Raw genomic sequence first — 15,285 nt, 5'->3', positions numbered from 1 at the left:
GCGGGGGGTGGGCCCGCGCGGCCCACCGAAGAGGTAACCGCCGTCACCGCCTCCTACGTCCCGACATGGCTGTGGATCCGGACACGGTGGGTCGCCCAGCGATATCTTGAGCCATCGCACGGCGGTCCGCGACCCCGTCTCACGGGCCAGGTTTGACCCTCACCGACCCGGGTAGACCAGCCGTGGAGCACCTGCAGCACCAACACCGCACCACCCGCGCCGCCCGGGCGGCGCACGACCCACCACTGCCCCGACGACCTGGAGACCCCGTGCCGCTCAACCGGCCTCCCCTCGCCCTCGGACCGGGTGCCCGAGGCGTGCAGGACGCACGCCACTGGGTGTCCGACCTGTGCGGCGACATCGGCCGCACGGACCTCGTCGAGTGCGCGCAGCTGGCGGTCTCCGAGCTCGTGACCAACGCCCTCCTGCACGGCGAGCCGCCGATCTCGGTACGTGTCCGGGGGACGGTGGAGCACCCGCGGGTCGAGGTGCGTGACAGCTCGGTCGAGGCGCCGATCCTGCCGACCGAGGCCCTCGACCGCCCCGAGACCGACGACCTCCTGCTCACGTTCGGGCGGGGTCTGTCGATCGTCGCCCGCTGCTCCGACGCATGGGGCGCCGAGATCGAGGACGACGGCAAGGTGGTCTGGTTCGCCCCCGCCGACGACTTCGCCGACGGCGACGGCGTGCCCGGGGTCATCACCGGCACGGACCGCCACCAGCAGCGCCCGGCCCCCACCCGCGACCGCGTGCGGATCGAGATCCGCGACGTCCCGCTCGCGCTCTACGTCGGCTTCCAGCACCACTTCCGCGAGCTGCGGCGCGAGGTCCGACTGCTCTCCCTCGCCCACGAGTCCGACTACCCGTTGGCCAAGGACCTGTCCGACCTGTTCAGCACGCTCGACCGTCAGCTGCGCGACGGCATCGGCGTCGAGCAGATCGACGTGGCCCTGCAGCAGGGTCTCGAGACGACCGACCTCGTCGTCCACATGCCCCGGGCCCATGCGAGCACGCTGAGCCGCTTCGTCCAGCTGCTCGACCTCGCTGACGACTTCTGCCGCGAGGAGCGTCTGCTCTCGCTGGCCCGCACGCCCGACCAGCGCCGGTTCCAGACCTGGTTCCTGACCGAGTTCGTGCGACAGGCCGGAGGCGAGCCTCCGCTGTCGTGGCACGCGACCAGCCCGGCCACGCAGAACGAGCTGCTCGGCTGAGCAGCGTCCCACTGCGCGCCGGCCTGCTGGTCGCGACCTTCGGCGCCCTCGGCGGGGTGATCCGCTGGCTGCTCGGCGACCTCGCACCCGACGGCTCCGGGTTCGCGTGGACGACCTTCGCGATCAACGTGTCGGGCTCGGCCGCCCTGGCGGCCCTCCCGGCGATCGGGGCCGTGCGCCGTCGGCCCGCACTCGCCGCCGGGCTCGGGAGCGGGCTGCTCGGCGGCTACACCACCCTGTCGGCGTACTCCGAGCAGACGCGAGCGCTGCTCGCCGACGGCCGGGTGGCCCTGGCCGGCGCCTACGCCGCCGGCACGCTCCTTGCCTGCCTGGCGGTCGTCGCGCTGGTGAGCCGGTGGTCCACGCCTGCTGCGCAGCGCCCCTTCGCGGACGGCGAGGGCGACGAGTGACGCCGCTCTGGGTGGCACTCGGCGCCGGCCTCGGGGCGACGCTGCGCTTCGTCGCGGCCACCCGCTTCGACCGCGACCGCGCACCACGCGGCACGTTCGTCGTCAACGTCGTGGGCTCGCTGCTGCTCGGACTGCTGTTCGGCCTCGCAGTCGGCGAGCACACGATGGCGCTGCTGGGTGTCGGGTTCTGCGGCGGACTGACGACGTTCTCGGCGTTCTCCGTGCAGACCCACCGGCTCGGTGCCGGCCGCGGCTCGGCGTACGCCGCCGCCACCGTCGTGGTGTCGCTGGCGGCCTGCGCCCTCGGCTACGGCGTCGGCACGCTCGCGTGACCTGTCCGGCCCGGTCTCAGCCGTAGCCGAGCTCGTGGAGGCGACGGTCGTCGATGCCGAAGTGGTGCGCGATCTCGTGCACGACGGTGATCCGGACCTCCTCTACCAGCTGCTCGTGGCTGTCGCACAGGTCGAGCAGCGGGTTGCGGAAGACGAAGATCCGGTCGGGCAGCTGCACCGTCCAGCTCGCGTCGCGCTCGGTGAGCGCCACCCCGTCGTAGAGGCCGAGCAGGTCGTCCGGCTCGTCCTCGGGAGGCTCGTCCTCGACGAGCACGACGACGTTGTGGACCAAGGAGGCGAGCTCGTCGGGGATCTGGTCGAGCGCGGTGTCGACCAGCGCCTCGAAGGCGGCGCGGTCCATCTCGATCGGCACGCGCTTCATCGTGGCAGGGCCGGTCAACTCCACTCCTGGGCCCGAAATCGACTCAGGCGCCGGAGGACCGGCGCCTGAGAGGGTGTGGCGACCCCGACGGGACTCGAACCCGCGGCCTCCGCCGTGACAGGGCGGCGCGCTAACCAACTGCGCTACGGGGCCAGGTTGCGACCTCGACCCAGGGGGCCGCGGCGCTCGGGAACTCTAACGCACCCCGAGCGACGCGTCCCAATCGTGGGTCCCCCGAGTCCGGGTCCGCCCCGCCGAGCGGGGCGGACCCACCGATCACGAGGTGCTGACCGTCGACCCGCCGATGAGCCAGGACCCGCCGACGAGCTTGGTCGTGTAGGTGCCGCTCAGGTCCTGCTGCTTGTAGGTGAGGCGCACGACGGCCGTCTTGGCCGTCCGCTTCTCGATCTTGAGCGTGAACGCCGGGATCCCGCCGTTGGCCTTCACCTGCTCGCCGAGCTGACCCATGACCTGGGTGCAGGTCGAGTCGGCCGGCGCGCCGGCGGAGACCGCAGCCTTGATGATCTTGCGCTGGTAGCCCTTGGTCATCACCTTGCAGGTGGCCTTGCCGTCGGCCTTCTCCAGGCTCTTCGCGAACGTCTTGACCGCCGCGATCGGGCTGCCGGCGGCGCGAGCGCTGGCGGCGGCCGGTGCGGCGGCGGAGGCGGAGGAGGCGAGGCCGGCGGCCGGGGCGGCGAGGAGCAGGGCGGTGATGCCGGCGGCAAGGGTGCGACGAGGAGTCTTCACAGACGGGTCCTTTTCGAGAGGAGGCGGCCCACCCCGAGCGGGACCGGCCGCGACGTGGGCCGTGGCTCTGGTGGTTGTACCCACCTCGTCGCCGGGAAACCGCCGCGCCGCACTTCGTGGTTTCGAGACAGGACTTCGTCCTTCCTCAACCACCGAGGCCCTCGCCCGGTGGTTGAGGAAGGCCGCTGGGCCTGTCTCGAAACCACTGTTCGGCAGAGACGAGCTGGCACCCCCAACGGGATTCGAACCCGTGCTACCGCCGTGAAAGGGCGGGGTCCTGGGCCGCTAGACGATGGGGGCCGGACTTCGGACTTGCTCTGCCGAAGCATAGAGCGTCCCGGCCCGGGGCGGTCGCGGAGGCGACCGACCCGGACCGGGACCCGGGGGGTGGGGGGTCAGCGACGAGGGCTCTTGACCTTCACCGTGACCGTGTCGGCGCTCGTGGCCGTGGTCGAGGTGCCGAGGTAGGTGACGAGCAGTGCGTGCCGCGTCTTCTTCCCCTTCAGCCTGACCTTCACCTTCGCGGTGCCGTCGGCTCCGAGGGTGACCGTGGCGATCACCTTGCCCTTCTCGGTGATCTGCACCGGCGCGCCCGGCGCCCCGCCGGCGACCGCGACGACGAGCTGGACCTTGCGTCCGGGACGGACCGTCTTCGGGGCCTTGACCGTGGTGGTGGTGGTGGCCTCGACCTGCACGGCCGGGGCCTGTCCCGTGGTCGGGCCCGTCGTGCCCGGGTCGGTCGTGCCCGGCTGACCCGTGCCGTTGCCGGTCTCGACCGGAGCCGTGCCCTCGACGACGCGCAGGGTGTAGGCGCGCTTCGTCGTGTGGTCCTGCGCGTAGGACACGATCGACAGCTGCTTCGCCGTGCCCGGGGTCAGGTCGACGGTGCGCGGCTGGGTGTCGTCGACGAGCGCGCCGTCCACCGTGACCAGGCCGGTCGACAGGTGCGGGTCGAGGTCGAGCGCCGTCTGCGTGGTGCCGGTCGGGACGTAGAGCGTGTAGCTCGTGGTCGCTGGGGCGAACGCCGGCGCGAGGGTGCCGACGTTCGCCGACAGCTTCGACAGGCCCGGGTCGGCGTCGTAGGTGAGCGGACGCATCGTCCGGACCCCGTAGACGCCACCCACCAGGCCGCCTGTCGACTGGAACCGGACCGTCACCTTGCCGTCGGCCGTGGCCGCGGCCGGCAGGGTGTCGTCCTGCCAGTAGAAGGTGTCGGTGCCCTTCGAGGCGTCCGGACGCTCGGACTTCAGCTTGACGTCGTCGACGTAGACGTCGAACGTGCGTCTCGAGTCCCCGGAGAAGTAGCGGACGCCCAGGGTGGCGGGCTGCGAGGGGTCGACCGTGAGGTCGTAGCTGAACGAGCCGCCCGCCTGCGCGTCGCGGTAGTTCTGCCCCATCCAGAGACCGACCGAGGACGTGCCCGTCGTCCTCAGTCCCTTCGCCGCCTCAAAGTTGTTGTTGTCGAAGGTCGTCAGCGAGTCGGTGGTGAACGCCGCGGCACGGTCGCGCTCCTTGGCGTCGCGGATGCGCTGCTGCGAGGCCTGCGAGTCACGGACCTCGTAGGTCATGTAGAGGCCGTAGCGCTCGTCGTGGCGCTGGTAGTGCGGGGTGAACCGCAGCTGATCGGCGTTCAGGGTGCCGCGCAGGGCGAACTGCACCTGCCCGTCGGCCGTGTCGGCGACCCGGACGACGTTCTTCGCGGCGTCGGCGAGCCAGGTGTCCACGGAGGCGGAGTCGACGACGACGACCTGCTGGGCGTCGTCGTCACGCGCCGAGACCCGCACACCGATCCCGACCGGGTAGCTCCGGTCGATGCCCTTCGTGCCGAGTCCGGCACTGAGCAGCACCGGGCCGTACTTGAAGGCCGCGAAGGACGTGTCGTCCTCGGTGGTGACGGCTCTGACCGTCATCGGCATCGTGTAGGCCACGCTGTCGCCGGCCTTCAGACCGGTCAGGACGACGTAACCCCCGTCGATGCGCGGGGTGACGGTCGCGCCGTTCACCTTCAGCGTCGGCGACCCGGCGATCCAGTCGGGGACCCGCAGCCGCAGCCCGGTGGTGCCGGTGCCGCCGCCGGTGCCCGCGGCGACCGTGAAGGTCACTGTGGGGTCGTTGGGCAGGTGGGCACTCTGGATGATGGCGAGACCGCTGGCCGGGTCCTGGAAGGTCGAGCTCAGGAACATGTTGACCCAGACGGTGCCGTCGCCGCGGTAGTAGATCGAGTCGCCGAGCTTGGCGAAGCTCTCGATGCCGGTGCCGAGGCAGCACCAGAAGTCGGTGAACGGCATCGAGTAGAGCTTGTTGTAGCCCGGGGCCATGGCCTGGAAGTAGGTCACCATGCCGGTGTCGGGGTTCTGCGAGGACAGGATCGTGTTGATGAAGGTGTTCTCGTAGTAGTCGGCGTACTGCTTGTCGAAGGTGATCTTGAACAGCTCACGCGAGAGCTTGAGCATGTTGTACTCGTTGCAGGTCTCGGCCGTCTCGGCGTTGCCGGACTCACCGCGCGCCGTCGCGAACTGGTGGAGCGAGTCCGGGTCGTGGAAGTGCTCGGCCTGGCTGTTGGCCCCGGTCGCGTAGGTGTGGTCGTCGCGCACGATGCGGAAGAAGTTCTGCGCTGCCGCGAGGTACATCGGCAGGTCGGCCTTCTCGGCGTCGGTGAGCGTGGCGTAGAGGGACGGGTTCTGCGTGAAGAGGGTGTAGCGCTTGAGGGCGCCGATCAGCTTCGGGATGGTCGTGTTGGCGTGCCGGCCGGGCAGCACGTCCTTGCCTGCGGCGAGGTCGCGGAACAGCGAGGTCTCATCGAAGGCCTCCGCGGCGACCTTGAAGTGGGGGTTGCCGCCGCTCTGCTCGTAGAGCGAGTAGAGCGCGTCGTTCATGCCGCCGTACTCGACGCTGAGCAGCGCGGACCTGTTCTGCAGGGTCGAGACCCGGCGGTAGAGGTACTCGCCGAAGTCCTGCGCCACGGCCAACGCCTTCGCACCTTCCGTGCCGCCGACGTACTGGTGGACGGCCAGCAGTCCGGCGAGGATCTTGTGCAGGTTGTAGTAGGGCACGATCACCGGGTCGGTGGAGGTGCCGCGACCCTCCACCGCGGCGAGCGCCGACTCGTCGAACGGCGCGAGGTATCCGTCCCTGCTCGTGCCGTCGTACGCCGCCTGCACCTCGGCCAGACCGTCGACGGACTCGACGATCTTGGCGCGGAGCGCGCTCCTGGTGGCCTGGTCGGGGGCGGACGACCACGCCATGGCCAGGGCGGACATGTAGTGACCGAAGGCGTGGCCGCGGAAGTTGCCGCCCGGGTTGTCCTTGTCCTCCCAACCGCCGTAGTCGGAGTCGGCCGGGGCCGGGAGACCGGCCACGCGGTAGTTCCAGTAGAGGAACTTCTTCGGCTCGAGCTCGAGCAGGTACTGCTGCTCCTGCTGCGTCGCGTTGACCAGGTAGGAGTCCGCCAGGCTGACGCCGGCGACGCCGCTGTCGAGCAGCGGGGAGCCAGCGGCGGCCGGGACGGTCACCGTGAAGTCGCGGGTGATGACCGGCCCGTCGGCGAACCGGGTCGAGGACGTGAGGGTCACGACCGCGTCGTCCTCACCGGCCTCGGGCGGCGTGACCTTGCCTGCGGGCGAGATCACGGCGGGGTCGCTGGAGGCCCACGCGATGCTCGAGCCGTTGCCCCCCTCGGCGGGCAGCGAGACGGCGAGGGTGGCCGTCGAGGGCACGGAGAGCGCCTCGGAGTCGGCACGGGCGAGCGCTTCACGGTTGAGCTGACCGCCGCCGGCCTCGAAGAGCTTCGCCACGTCAGTGGTGGTCACGACACCGTCGAAGAGCTCGACGTGGTCGAGAGCGCCGTCGAGGTACGCGCCGTTGTAGGGCCCGTTGTAGCCCATGGTCTTGCGGATCGCCTCCGAGCCCGTGATGGTGCCCGTCGCACTCCCGCCCACCGCGGCAGCGACCCGCGTCTTGACCGGGAGGCCGTTGCGGAAGAAGCGGACCTGCTTGGTCGAGGTGTCGAAGCTGACGACGACGTGCGTCCAGGTGTCGGCCGGGAAGAAGGACGCCCGGTCGGTCGAGGCGACGGCGACCTTGTAGGGCTGGTTCGAGCCCGGGCCGATGGAGATCGCCAGCGGGCTGCCGTCGCCCTCGGAGGAGAGGTACCAGCCGTCGCTGTTGTAGGCCTCCTTGTTCCAGGTGATGATCTCCTCGCCCTGCATCGCGCCGTTCGGCTTCAACCAGAACGAGTACGACAGGTTCGACGGCTGCAGGTCGACCCGCGTGCCGAGGTCGAGGTAGGTCCCACCGGCGAACCTCAGTGCCTGGGCGCCGGCGACGGTGCCGGCGACGTACGTCGGCGCCGCGCCGTGGGAGGTCACGGGGTGAGGCGTCGCCGCGGAGTCGGTGAGGTCGCCCTCGAACTCCAGGTCGAGCACCGGCAGGCCGACGGAGAGGTCAGGTGCGGCCTCGGCCGAGGTCGGCAGTCCCACGACCAGCAGGGCGGGGACGAGCAGGGTGAGCAGGGCGCGGGCCGAGCGGCGACCCACCTGTGACGACGGACACATGATCGACAGTGTTAGCGCTCTCACCCGATTCCGTCAATCTCCGGAGGAACACCTGTTCCATCTGTCCGCATCATCCGATCAGGCATTGACGGGACTAGTGACGACGTTCACACTCGGCATCTGTTAACGCTCACACCCTGCTCAGAGGAGCCCGCATGCCTCGGTCCCACCCACCCACCCCGCCAGGACGCCGTGCGTCCCGGGCGATCACCCTCGCCGTCCTGTCCGGACTGACCCTGAGCGGGCTGGCCGGCGTCACCGCCGCGCCGGCCACCGCAGCCGGCAGTGCGAGCGAGGTCACGGACGGGCTGGTCCTGCGCTACGGCCTCGACCAGACGAGCGGCACGACGGTCACCGACACCTCGGGCAACAACCGCAACGGAACCCTGGTGAACGGAGGCACCTGGTCCAACGGATCCCTCACCCTCGACGGGGTCGACGACTTCGTCAAACTGCCCGACGACGTGATGGAGGGCCTCTCGTCGATCTCGGTCTCGGTCGACGTCTTCGTCGAGCCGACCCAGGGCTCGCCGTACTTCGTGTGGGGCCTGGGCAACCGGGCGCCCGGTGACGGCGGCTACCTGATGGTCGCCGGCGAGCACCTGCGGGCCGCGATCACGCCGACCGACTACCGCGCCGAGCAGCTCACCAACTCAGCCGGCAACAAGCCGCTCGGCCGGGGGGTGTGGAAGAGCCTCACCTACACCCAGACCGGCAAGACCGGGACCCTCTACGAAGACGGGGTCCAGATCGGCCAGAACACCAACGTCACGCTGCTGCCGAGCCAGATCGGCAACGGGACGACCACGCTGAACGTGCTCGGCGAGAGCAGTTACGCGCCCGACAGCAGCCTCAAGGGCAAGGTCTCCGACTTCCGGATCTACAACCGCGCGCTCAGCAGCGCGGAGGTCAAGACCCTGGCCCTCGACGACGCCGAACGAGTCGCGGGGGACAAGGGCACTCTCGGCCTCGGCGACCTCAGCGGGGTCACCACCGACCTCACCCTCCCGACCACCGGCGCCTACGGCTCCACGGTCAGCTGGGCGACCAGTGACGCCTCGCGCATCACCGCTGCGGGCAAGGTCACCCGGCCCGGCGCCGGAGCCCAGCCAGCGGCCGTCACCCTCACGGCCACCATCACGCGCGGCAGCGAGACCACCACGAAGGCGTTCCAGGCCACGGTCTCGCCGCAGGACTCGCCGCAGGACTCGCCGCAGGCGAAGGCCGACGCCGCCGCAGCCGCTCTCGCGCTGGTCGACCCCGACGACGTCCGCGGTGACCTGACGCTCCCGACGACCGGGCAGTTCGGCTCGACCGTCACCTGGGCGAGCTCGGCCCCGAGCGTCGTGTCGGCGACCGGGCTCGTCTCGCGCCCCGCCAACGGCGCAGGCAGCACCACGGTGACGATGACCGCGACGGTCACGGTCGACGGTGCCACCGCGACCCGCGCCGTCGAGCTGACGGTGAAGGAGAAGCCCGCCGCCGCGCCGTACGCCGGCTACGCGTTCAGCTACTTCACCGGCAACTCGGTGCAGGGGGAGAACATCTACTTCGCCGCGAGCCGCGGCAACAACGCGCTGCGCTGGGACGAGCTGAACGGCGGCCAGCCCAAGCTCACCTCGACCATGGGCGAGATGGGTCTGCGCGACCCGTTCCTGATCCGCAGCCCCGAGGGCGACAAGTTCTACCTCATCGCCACCGACCTCTCCATCGGCCGCAACGGCGACTGGGGCCGCGCGCAGCGCACCGGCAGCCGCTACCTCGAGGTCTGGGAGTCCACCGACCTCGTCAACTGGGGCCAGCAGCGCCACGTGCTCGTCTCGCCGCCGACCGCCGGCAACACCTGGGCGCCGGAGGCCTACTGGGACGAGACCCTGCGCCAGTACGTCGTGTTCTGGGCCTCGCCGGTGTTCGCCGAGTCCGACCCGAACCACACCGGCAACGGCAGCTACCAGAAGATGATGTACGCCACGACGCGTGACTTCGTCACCTTCAGCCAGCCGAAGATCTGGCAGGACCGCGGCGCCTCGCGCATCGACTCGACGGTGATCAAGGACAACGGCACCTACTACCGCTTCACCAAGGACGAGGGTGCCGGCAGCACCGGCTGCTCCGACATCATCCAGGAGAAGTCCACCTCGCTGACCGCGGTGGACTCCCCCGGCGACTTCACGTGGGCCTTCCAGACCGGCTGCATCGGCGCGAAGGCCGGCACCTCGGCCGTCGAGGGTCCGTCGATCTTCAAGGCCAACGAGGGCGACACCTCGGGCAACGAGTTCTACCTCTTCGTCGACGAGTACGGCGGCCGTGGCTACATCCCCCTCGGCACCGACGACCTCGAGAACCCGAACTGGAAGGTCCCCTCGACGTTCCGCCTGCCCAGCAGCCCGCGTCACGGCACGGTCATCCCGGTGACGCAGGCCGAGCTCGACCGCCTGCGCGCCGGGCTCGTGCTGCCCACTCCGGTCCAGGCGAACGCCGACGGCCTGGTGGCGCACCTGCCTCTGACCAGCGACGCCAAGGACGTCAGCGGCCACGGCTACGACGGCACGCTGCAGAACGGTCCGACGTTCGTCGACGGCAGCCTGAACCTGGACGGCACCGACGACTACGTGAAGCTGCCCAACGACATGCTGGCCGGGCTCGACGCCGTCACGGTGTCCAGCAAGGTGTGGCTCTCGCCGCAGCAGAGCGGCAACTACTTCATGTGGAACTTCGGCAACCAGGCCAACGGGGTCGGCAACGGCTACCTCTTCGCCACCGGTGACAGCCGGCTGCGCGGCGCGATCGCGACGGGCAACTGGACGACCGAGCAGAACGCCCAGAGCGGCGCCGCGCTCGGCCGCGGGGCCTGGCACACGGTCACGTGGACCCAGGCGAACAAGTCCGCGGTGCTCTACCTGGACGGTCGCGAGGTCGCCCGCAACGACGCCACCACGACGATCCCGGACGACATCGGGGGCGGCCGCACCACGGCCAACTTCCTCGGGCGCTCGGCCTACGACGCCGACCGGCGGATGATGGGCAAGCTGCGGGACTTCCGCATCTACGACCGGGCGCTGAGCGCCGACGAGGTCTACGACCTCGGCGGGGCCACCACCGGGATCAAGGCGGTCGAGCTCGCCAGCCAGCGGGTGCCGGCAGTCATCGACGACGCGGCGAGCACGGTGCAGCTGCGGGTGAAGCCCGGCACCGACCTCGCCACGCTCGCCCCGACGTACACCGTCGCGAAGGGGTCGACGGTGACCGGTGGGCATGGCGACTACAGCGACCCCGTGAAGGTGACGGTGACGGCTGCGGACGGCACGAGCCGCACCTGGACCGTCTCAGCGGTCGTCATGAACTCGCCGGTCATCCCGGGTCTGTACGCCGACCCGAACATCGCGGAGTTCGACGGCACCTACTACGTCTACGCCACCACCGACGGGACCCCGGGCTGGGGCGGCAAGGACTTCTACGTCTGGTCCTCGACGAACCTGCTCGACTGGACCCGCTCGGAGAAGCCCTTCCTCACCCTGGACGGCGCCAACGGCAACGTCCCGTGGGCGACCGGCAACGCGTGGGCACCGACGATCATCGAGCGGGGCGGGAAGTACTACTTCTACTTCTCCGGCCACAACGCCTCGCTCAACCGCAAGACGATCGGTGTCGCGGTGGCGGACTCGCCGACGGGGCCGTTCACGGCCCAGCCGCAGGCGATGGTCCTGAACAGCGACGGCGTCACCGGCCAGGCGATCGACCCGGCGGCGTTCCGAGACCCGAAGACCGGCAAGTACTACCTCTTCTGGGGCAACGGCAACCCGGTCTACGCCGAGCTGTCCGACGACATGCTGTCGCTGAAGTCCGGCACCACCAAGAAGATCAGCGGACTCACCGACTTCCGCGAGGGCACCTTCCTCAACTACCGCCCGGCACCCGACGGCACGGGCCTCTACCACCTGACCTACTCGATCGACGACACCGGTTCGCCGAACTACAAGGTCGGCTACGCCACCTCCACCAGCATCGACGGCCCGTGGACCTACCGCGGCGTCATCCTGGAGAAGGACGCGTCGCAGGGCATCCTCGGCACCGGCCACAGCTCGATCGTGCAGGGGCCGGGGACCGACGAGTGGTTCATCGCCTACCACCGCTTCGCCATCCCGGGCGGTGACGGCACCCACCGCGAGACCACGATCGACCGGCTGACCTTCGACGCCAACGGCTTCATGCAGAAGGTCACGCCGACGCTCACCTCGGTCGCGACGGCTCCGGCCGTCACCGCGTCCGCGCCGAGCGGCTGGGTCTCGAGCGGGACGCTGACGTTGACGGCTCCGTCCGGCTCGATCGTGCAGTACCGCCTCCCCGGCGGCACCTGGACGACGTACGCCGGGCCGGTGACGCTGCCCGACGGCGCGTACGCGGTCGAGCACCGCGCCCGCACCTCCCGCTCGACGTGGGGCTCGATCGGCACCACGGCGGTCCAGGTCGACAGCACTGCACCGGTCGTCACGGCGACCCTCGCAGGTCGCGCCGTCACCCTCGCCGCGACCGATGCGGGGTCGGGGGTCAAGAGCGTGGAGTACCGCCTCGACGGTGGCGCCTGGTCGCTCTACGTCACCCCGGTGACGCTCGACGGTGGCGCTCACTCGGTGGAGTACCGCTCCACCGACATGCTCGGCAACGTCGCGCCGGTCGGCACCCTCCAGGTGCCGGCGACCACGCAGCCGGGCACGGGCCAGACCCCGGGTCAGACCGCGCCCAGCACGCCGACCACGCCGAGCACCAAGGCGACCTCCACCGTCACGGTGAAGATGGCCAAGCGTGGTGCCGTGCAAGGTAAGAAGGTGAAGGTGTCGATCGACGTCGACTCCAGCGCCGCCCTGTCGGGTCAGGTGCAGGTCTTCGTCGGCGGCAGGACGGTCACCGCGACCGTCGACGCCGCCGGTGAGGCGGTCGTGAAGGTGAAGCTGAGGAAGGCCGGCAAGCAGAAGCTGCGCGTCGTCTACCTCGGCTCCGCCACCGTGGCCGGCAGCGAGAAGACCGTCACGGTCAAGGTCCGCCCCCGCCGCTAGCCGCACCGGCGAGCAGCACACAGGGCAGACCACGGTGCGGTCCCCGAGTCCTCGGGGACCGCACCGGGCATGTATCCTCATCACCGTCCGAGGCGCTCACGCGCCCTCGCTGCTCGCAGCGGGAGCCGTGCTCGGAGTGGGGCAGGTAGCTCAGTTGGTACGAGCGTCCGCCTGAAAAGTGGAAGGTCGGCGGTTCGACCCCGCCCCTGCCCACCAGCACCGCAGGTCGCCGACCTGCACGAAGGCCCCGCCGGGAACCCGGCGGGGCCTTCTGCGTCGTTCTGGCGGACCAGCGTGAGCTCAGAGCAGGTAGAGCATCTCCTGGTACGTCGGGAGGGGCCACAGGTCGTCGGCGACGACGGCCTCGAGGGCGTCGGACGCGGTGCGGACCGCGGCCATGGCCGGGAGCACCTGGTCGCGGATGGTCGTCGCCGTCACCAGGGCGTCGTCGTCGTGCTCGTGGCCGAGCAGGTCGCCGAGCGCCTTCAGGCTGCTGCGCAGGTCGGAGACGAGGGCGCTGACCGCCTCGAGGTCCGACAGGTCGGCCTCCACGCCGGCGCCCTTGAGCGCGGCGACGTTGGTGGCGAGCTCGGTCTGGTAGCGGACCGCGGCGGGGAGGACGACGGTGCGGCCCATCTCGAGGGTGAGGTTGGCCTCGACCGTGACCGACAGGACGTACTGCTCGAGACCGATCTCGTAGCGGCTGTGCATCTCGCGCTCGGAGAAGACGCCGTAGCGGCCGAACAGCTCGATCGCCTCGGGCGCGACCAGCTCGGGCAGAGCGTCGACGGTGGTGCGGAGGTTCTTCAGACCTCGCTGCTCGGCCTCCACCGGCCACTCGTCGGAGTAGCCGTTGCCGTTGAAGATCACCGCCCCGTGGTCGGCGATGATGTCGGCGAGCAGCTGCTGGACGGCCTCGTTGAAGTCGGTCCCGGCGGCGACAGCCGTCTCGAGCGCGGTGGCGCAGTGGTCGAGCGCCTCGGCCATGATCGTGTTGAGCACGACCATCGGCGCGGCGACCGTCTGGTTGGAGCCCGGTGCCCGGAACTCGAAGCGGTTGCCGGTGAAGGCGAACGGGCTGGTGCGGTTGCGGTCGCCGGCGTCCTTCGTCAGGTCGGGCAGCGTGTCGACCCCGATGACGAGGGTGCCCTTCTCCTTCGAGCGGGTGGCACCGCCCTTCGCGACCTGGTCGAAGACGTCGGCGAGCTGGTCGCCGAGGAAGATCGAGATGATCGCCGGCGGCGCCTCGTTGGCCCCGAGCCGGTGGTCGTTGCTGGCGGAGGCGACGGAGGCGCGCAGCAGGCCGCCGTACAGGTGGACCATGCGGATCACCGCGGCGCAGAAGACGAGGAACTGCGCGTTGTCGTGCGGGGTGTCGCCGGGCACGAGCAGCGAGCCGAGCTCGCTGTTGCCGATGGAGAAGTTGACGTGCTTGCCCGAGCCGTTGACGCCCTCGAACGGCTTCTCGTGAAACAGGCACTCCATGCCGTGCTTCTTGGCGACGGCGCGGAACGTCGTCATGGTCAGCTGCTGGTGGTCGCTGGCCTCGTTGGCGCGCTCGAACATCGGCGCCACCTCGAACTGGCCCGGGGCGACCTCGTTGTGCCGGGTCTTGGCCGGGATGCCGAGCTTGAACAGCTCGCGCTCGGTGTCGCACATGAACGCCAGCACGCGCTCCGGGATCGCCCCGAAGTAGTGGTCGTCGAACTCCTGGCCCTTCGGCGGCTTCGCCCCGAAGAGCGTGCGGCCGGCGTTGATCAGGTCGGGGCGGGCGTCGAAGAAGTGGCGGTCGACCAGGAAGTACTCCTGCTCGGGACCGCAGTAGGCGACGACGTTGTCCGGGTCGGCGTGCCCGAAGAGCTCGAGTACGCGCCGCGCCTGCGTCGCCATGGCCTGCTGGCTGCGCAGCACCGGCGTCTTGTGGTCGAGGGCGTCACCGGTCATCGAGATGAAGATGGTCGGGATGCACAGCGTGTTGCCGTTGGGGTTCTCGAGGACGTACGCCGGGCTCATCACGTCCCAGCCGGTGTAGCCGCGCGCCTCGAAGGTGTTGCGCAGCCCGCCGTTGGGGAACGACGAGGCGTCCGGCTCGCCCTGGATCAGGGTCTTGCCGGAGAAGCTCGCCAGCGCCGTGCCGTCGCCGACAGGGTCGAGGAAGCTGTCGTGCTTCTCCGCGGTCAGCCCGGTCAGCGGGTAGAAGACGTGCGCGTAGTGGGTCGCGCCCTTCTCCAGCGCCCAGTCCTTCATCGCCGACGCGACGGCGTCGGCGACCGCCGGGTCGAGCGCCACCGACTTCTCGATCGTCGCCAGCACGGACTTGTAGACGCCCTTGGGCAGCCGCTTCTGCATGACGCTGAGGCTGAAGACGTTCTCGCCGAAGACCGCGCCCGGCTCCTCGCCCGGGTCGAAGGTGTACGGCGGTGGCGTGGCGGCGGCGACGCCTGCGATGGCGTGGCGGCGTACCTGGTTGGCGGTCACGTGCTTCCCCCTTGGACGGCCCGAGCTCGGCTGATGGCCGTCACCGTAGGCACGGCCGGTCACGCGCTTGTTTCGGGCGGGTGACGGCGGGTGTCCGACCTCCGCGCGGGTCCGTGAC

Annotated in this window: 8 protein-coding genes and 3 tRNA genes; 5 read left to right on the top strand and 6 right to left on the bottom strand. The window is 70.3% G+C overall.

Annotated features, from left to right (window positions below; genetic code table 11):
• Positions 1 to 317: 317 nt before the first annotated feature.
• Genes GRQ65_RS11350 through GRQ65_RS11340 form a run of 3 tightly spaced genes read left to right on the top strand, consistent with a single transcriptional unit; the run spans position 318 to position 1,953 of the window.
• Positions 318 to 1,211 (top strand): ATP-binding protein, encoded by an 894-nt coding sequence (locus GRQ65_RS11350; protein ID WP_337191661.1) that lies wholly within the window; start codon positions 318 to 320, stop codon positions 1,209 to 1,211.
• Positions 1,166 to 1,621: a CrcB family protein gene (locus GRQ65_RS11345; RefSeq protein WP_160878079.1), complete on the top strand. Its 456-nt coding sequence runs from the start codon at positions 1,166 to 1,168 to the stop codon at positions 1,619 to 1,621. The genes GRQ65_RS11350 and GRQ65_RS11345 overlap by 46 nt, the downstream gene beginning before the upstream one ends.
• Positions 1,618 to 1,953: a CrcB family protein gene (locus GRQ65_RS11340; protein ID WP_160878078.1), complete on the top strand. Its 336-nt coding sequence runs from the start codon at positions 1,618 to 1,620 to the stop codon at positions 1,951 to 1,953. The genes GRQ65_RS11345 and GRQ65_RS11340 overlap by 4 nt, the downstream gene beginning before the upstream one ends.
• Positions 1,954 to 1,969: 16 nt before the next feature.
• On the opposite strand, the gene GRQ65_RS11335 is transcribed toward GRQ65_RS11340, so the two are convergent.
• From GRQ65_RS11335 to GRQ65_RS11315, 5 genes are all read right to left on the bottom strand, one after another.
• Positions 1,970 to 2,326 carry a metallopeptidase family protein gene (locus GRQ65_RS11335; RefSeq protein ID WP_160878077.1) on the bottom strand — a complete coding sequence of 119 codons (357 nt, stop codon included), beginning with the start codon at positions 2,324 to 2,326 and terminating at the stop codon, positions 1,970 to 1,972.
• Positions 2,327 to 2,411: 85 nt separating this feature from the next.
• A tRNA-Asp gene (locus GRQ65_RS11330) sits at positions 2,412 to 2,488 on the bottom strand.
• 123 nt (positions 2,489 to 2,611) lie between these two features.
• Positions 2,612 to 3,082 (bottom strand): hypothetical protein, encoded by a 471-nt coding sequence (locus tag GRQ65_RS11325; RefSeq protein WP_160878076.1) that lies wholly within the window; start codon positions 3,080 to 3,082, stop codon positions 2,612 to 2,614.
• Positions 3,083 to 3,306: 224 nt separating this feature from the next.
• Positions 3,307 to 3,382, bottom strand: a tRNA-Glu gene (locus GRQ65_RS11320).
• Positions 3,383 to 3,477: 95 nt separating this feature from the next.
• A complete protein-coding gene (locus GRQ65_RS11315) occupies positions 3,478 to 7,635 on the bottom strand; it encodes a beta-L-arabinofuranosidase domain-containing protein (protein ID WP_160878075.1) in 4,158 nt (1,385 codons plus the stop codon).
• A gap of 155 nt (positions 7,636 to 7,790) precedes the next feature.
• Here GRQ65_RS11315 and GRQ65_RS11310 point away from each other — a divergent pair, with 155 nt between their 5' ends.
• Positions 7,791 to 12,689 (top strand): family 43 glycosylhydrolase, encoded by a 4,899-nt coding sequence (locus tag GRQ65_RS11310; protein ID WP_160878074.1) that lies wholly within the window; start codon positions 7,791 to 7,793, stop codon positions 12,687 to 12,689.
• A 139-nt stretch (positions 12,690 to 12,828) separates the two neighbouring features.
• Positions 12,829 to 12,905 (top strand) — tRNA-Phe (locus GRQ65_RS11305).
• 84 nt (positions 12,906 to 12,989) lie between these two features.
• On the opposite strand, the gene GRQ65_RS11300 is transcribed toward GRQ65_RS11305, so the two are convergent.
• Positions 12,990 to 15,167 carry a glutamine synthetase III domain-containing protein gene (locus GRQ65_RS11300; protein ID WP_160878073.1) on the bottom strand — a complete coding sequence of 726 codons (2,178 nt, stop codon included), beginning with the start codon at positions 15,165 to 15,167 and terminating at the stop codon, positions 12,990 to 12,992.
• Positions 15,168 to 15,285: the final 118 nt, after the last annotated feature.

The organism is Nocardioides flavescens, assembly GCF_009823805.1.
Classification (GTDB): domain Bacteria; phylum Actinomycetota; class Actinomycetes; order Propionibacteriales; family Nocardioidaceae; genus Nocardioides; species Nocardioides flavescens.
Note: the sequence above shows the minus strand (reverse complement) of the source record. Positions and strands in the feature narration are given on the sequence as shown.

Bases quoted from the DNA above. Each gene is read 5' to 3' on its own strand.
- GRQ65_RS11315 (WP_160878075.1), bottom strand. From the start codon at position 7,635: ATGTGTCCGTCGTCACAGGTGGGTCGCCGCTCGGCCCGCGCCCTGCTC.
- GRQ65_RS11310 (WP_160878074.1), top strand. From the start codon at position 7,791: ATGCCTCGGTCCCACCCACCCACCCCGCCAGGACGCCGTGCGTCCCGG.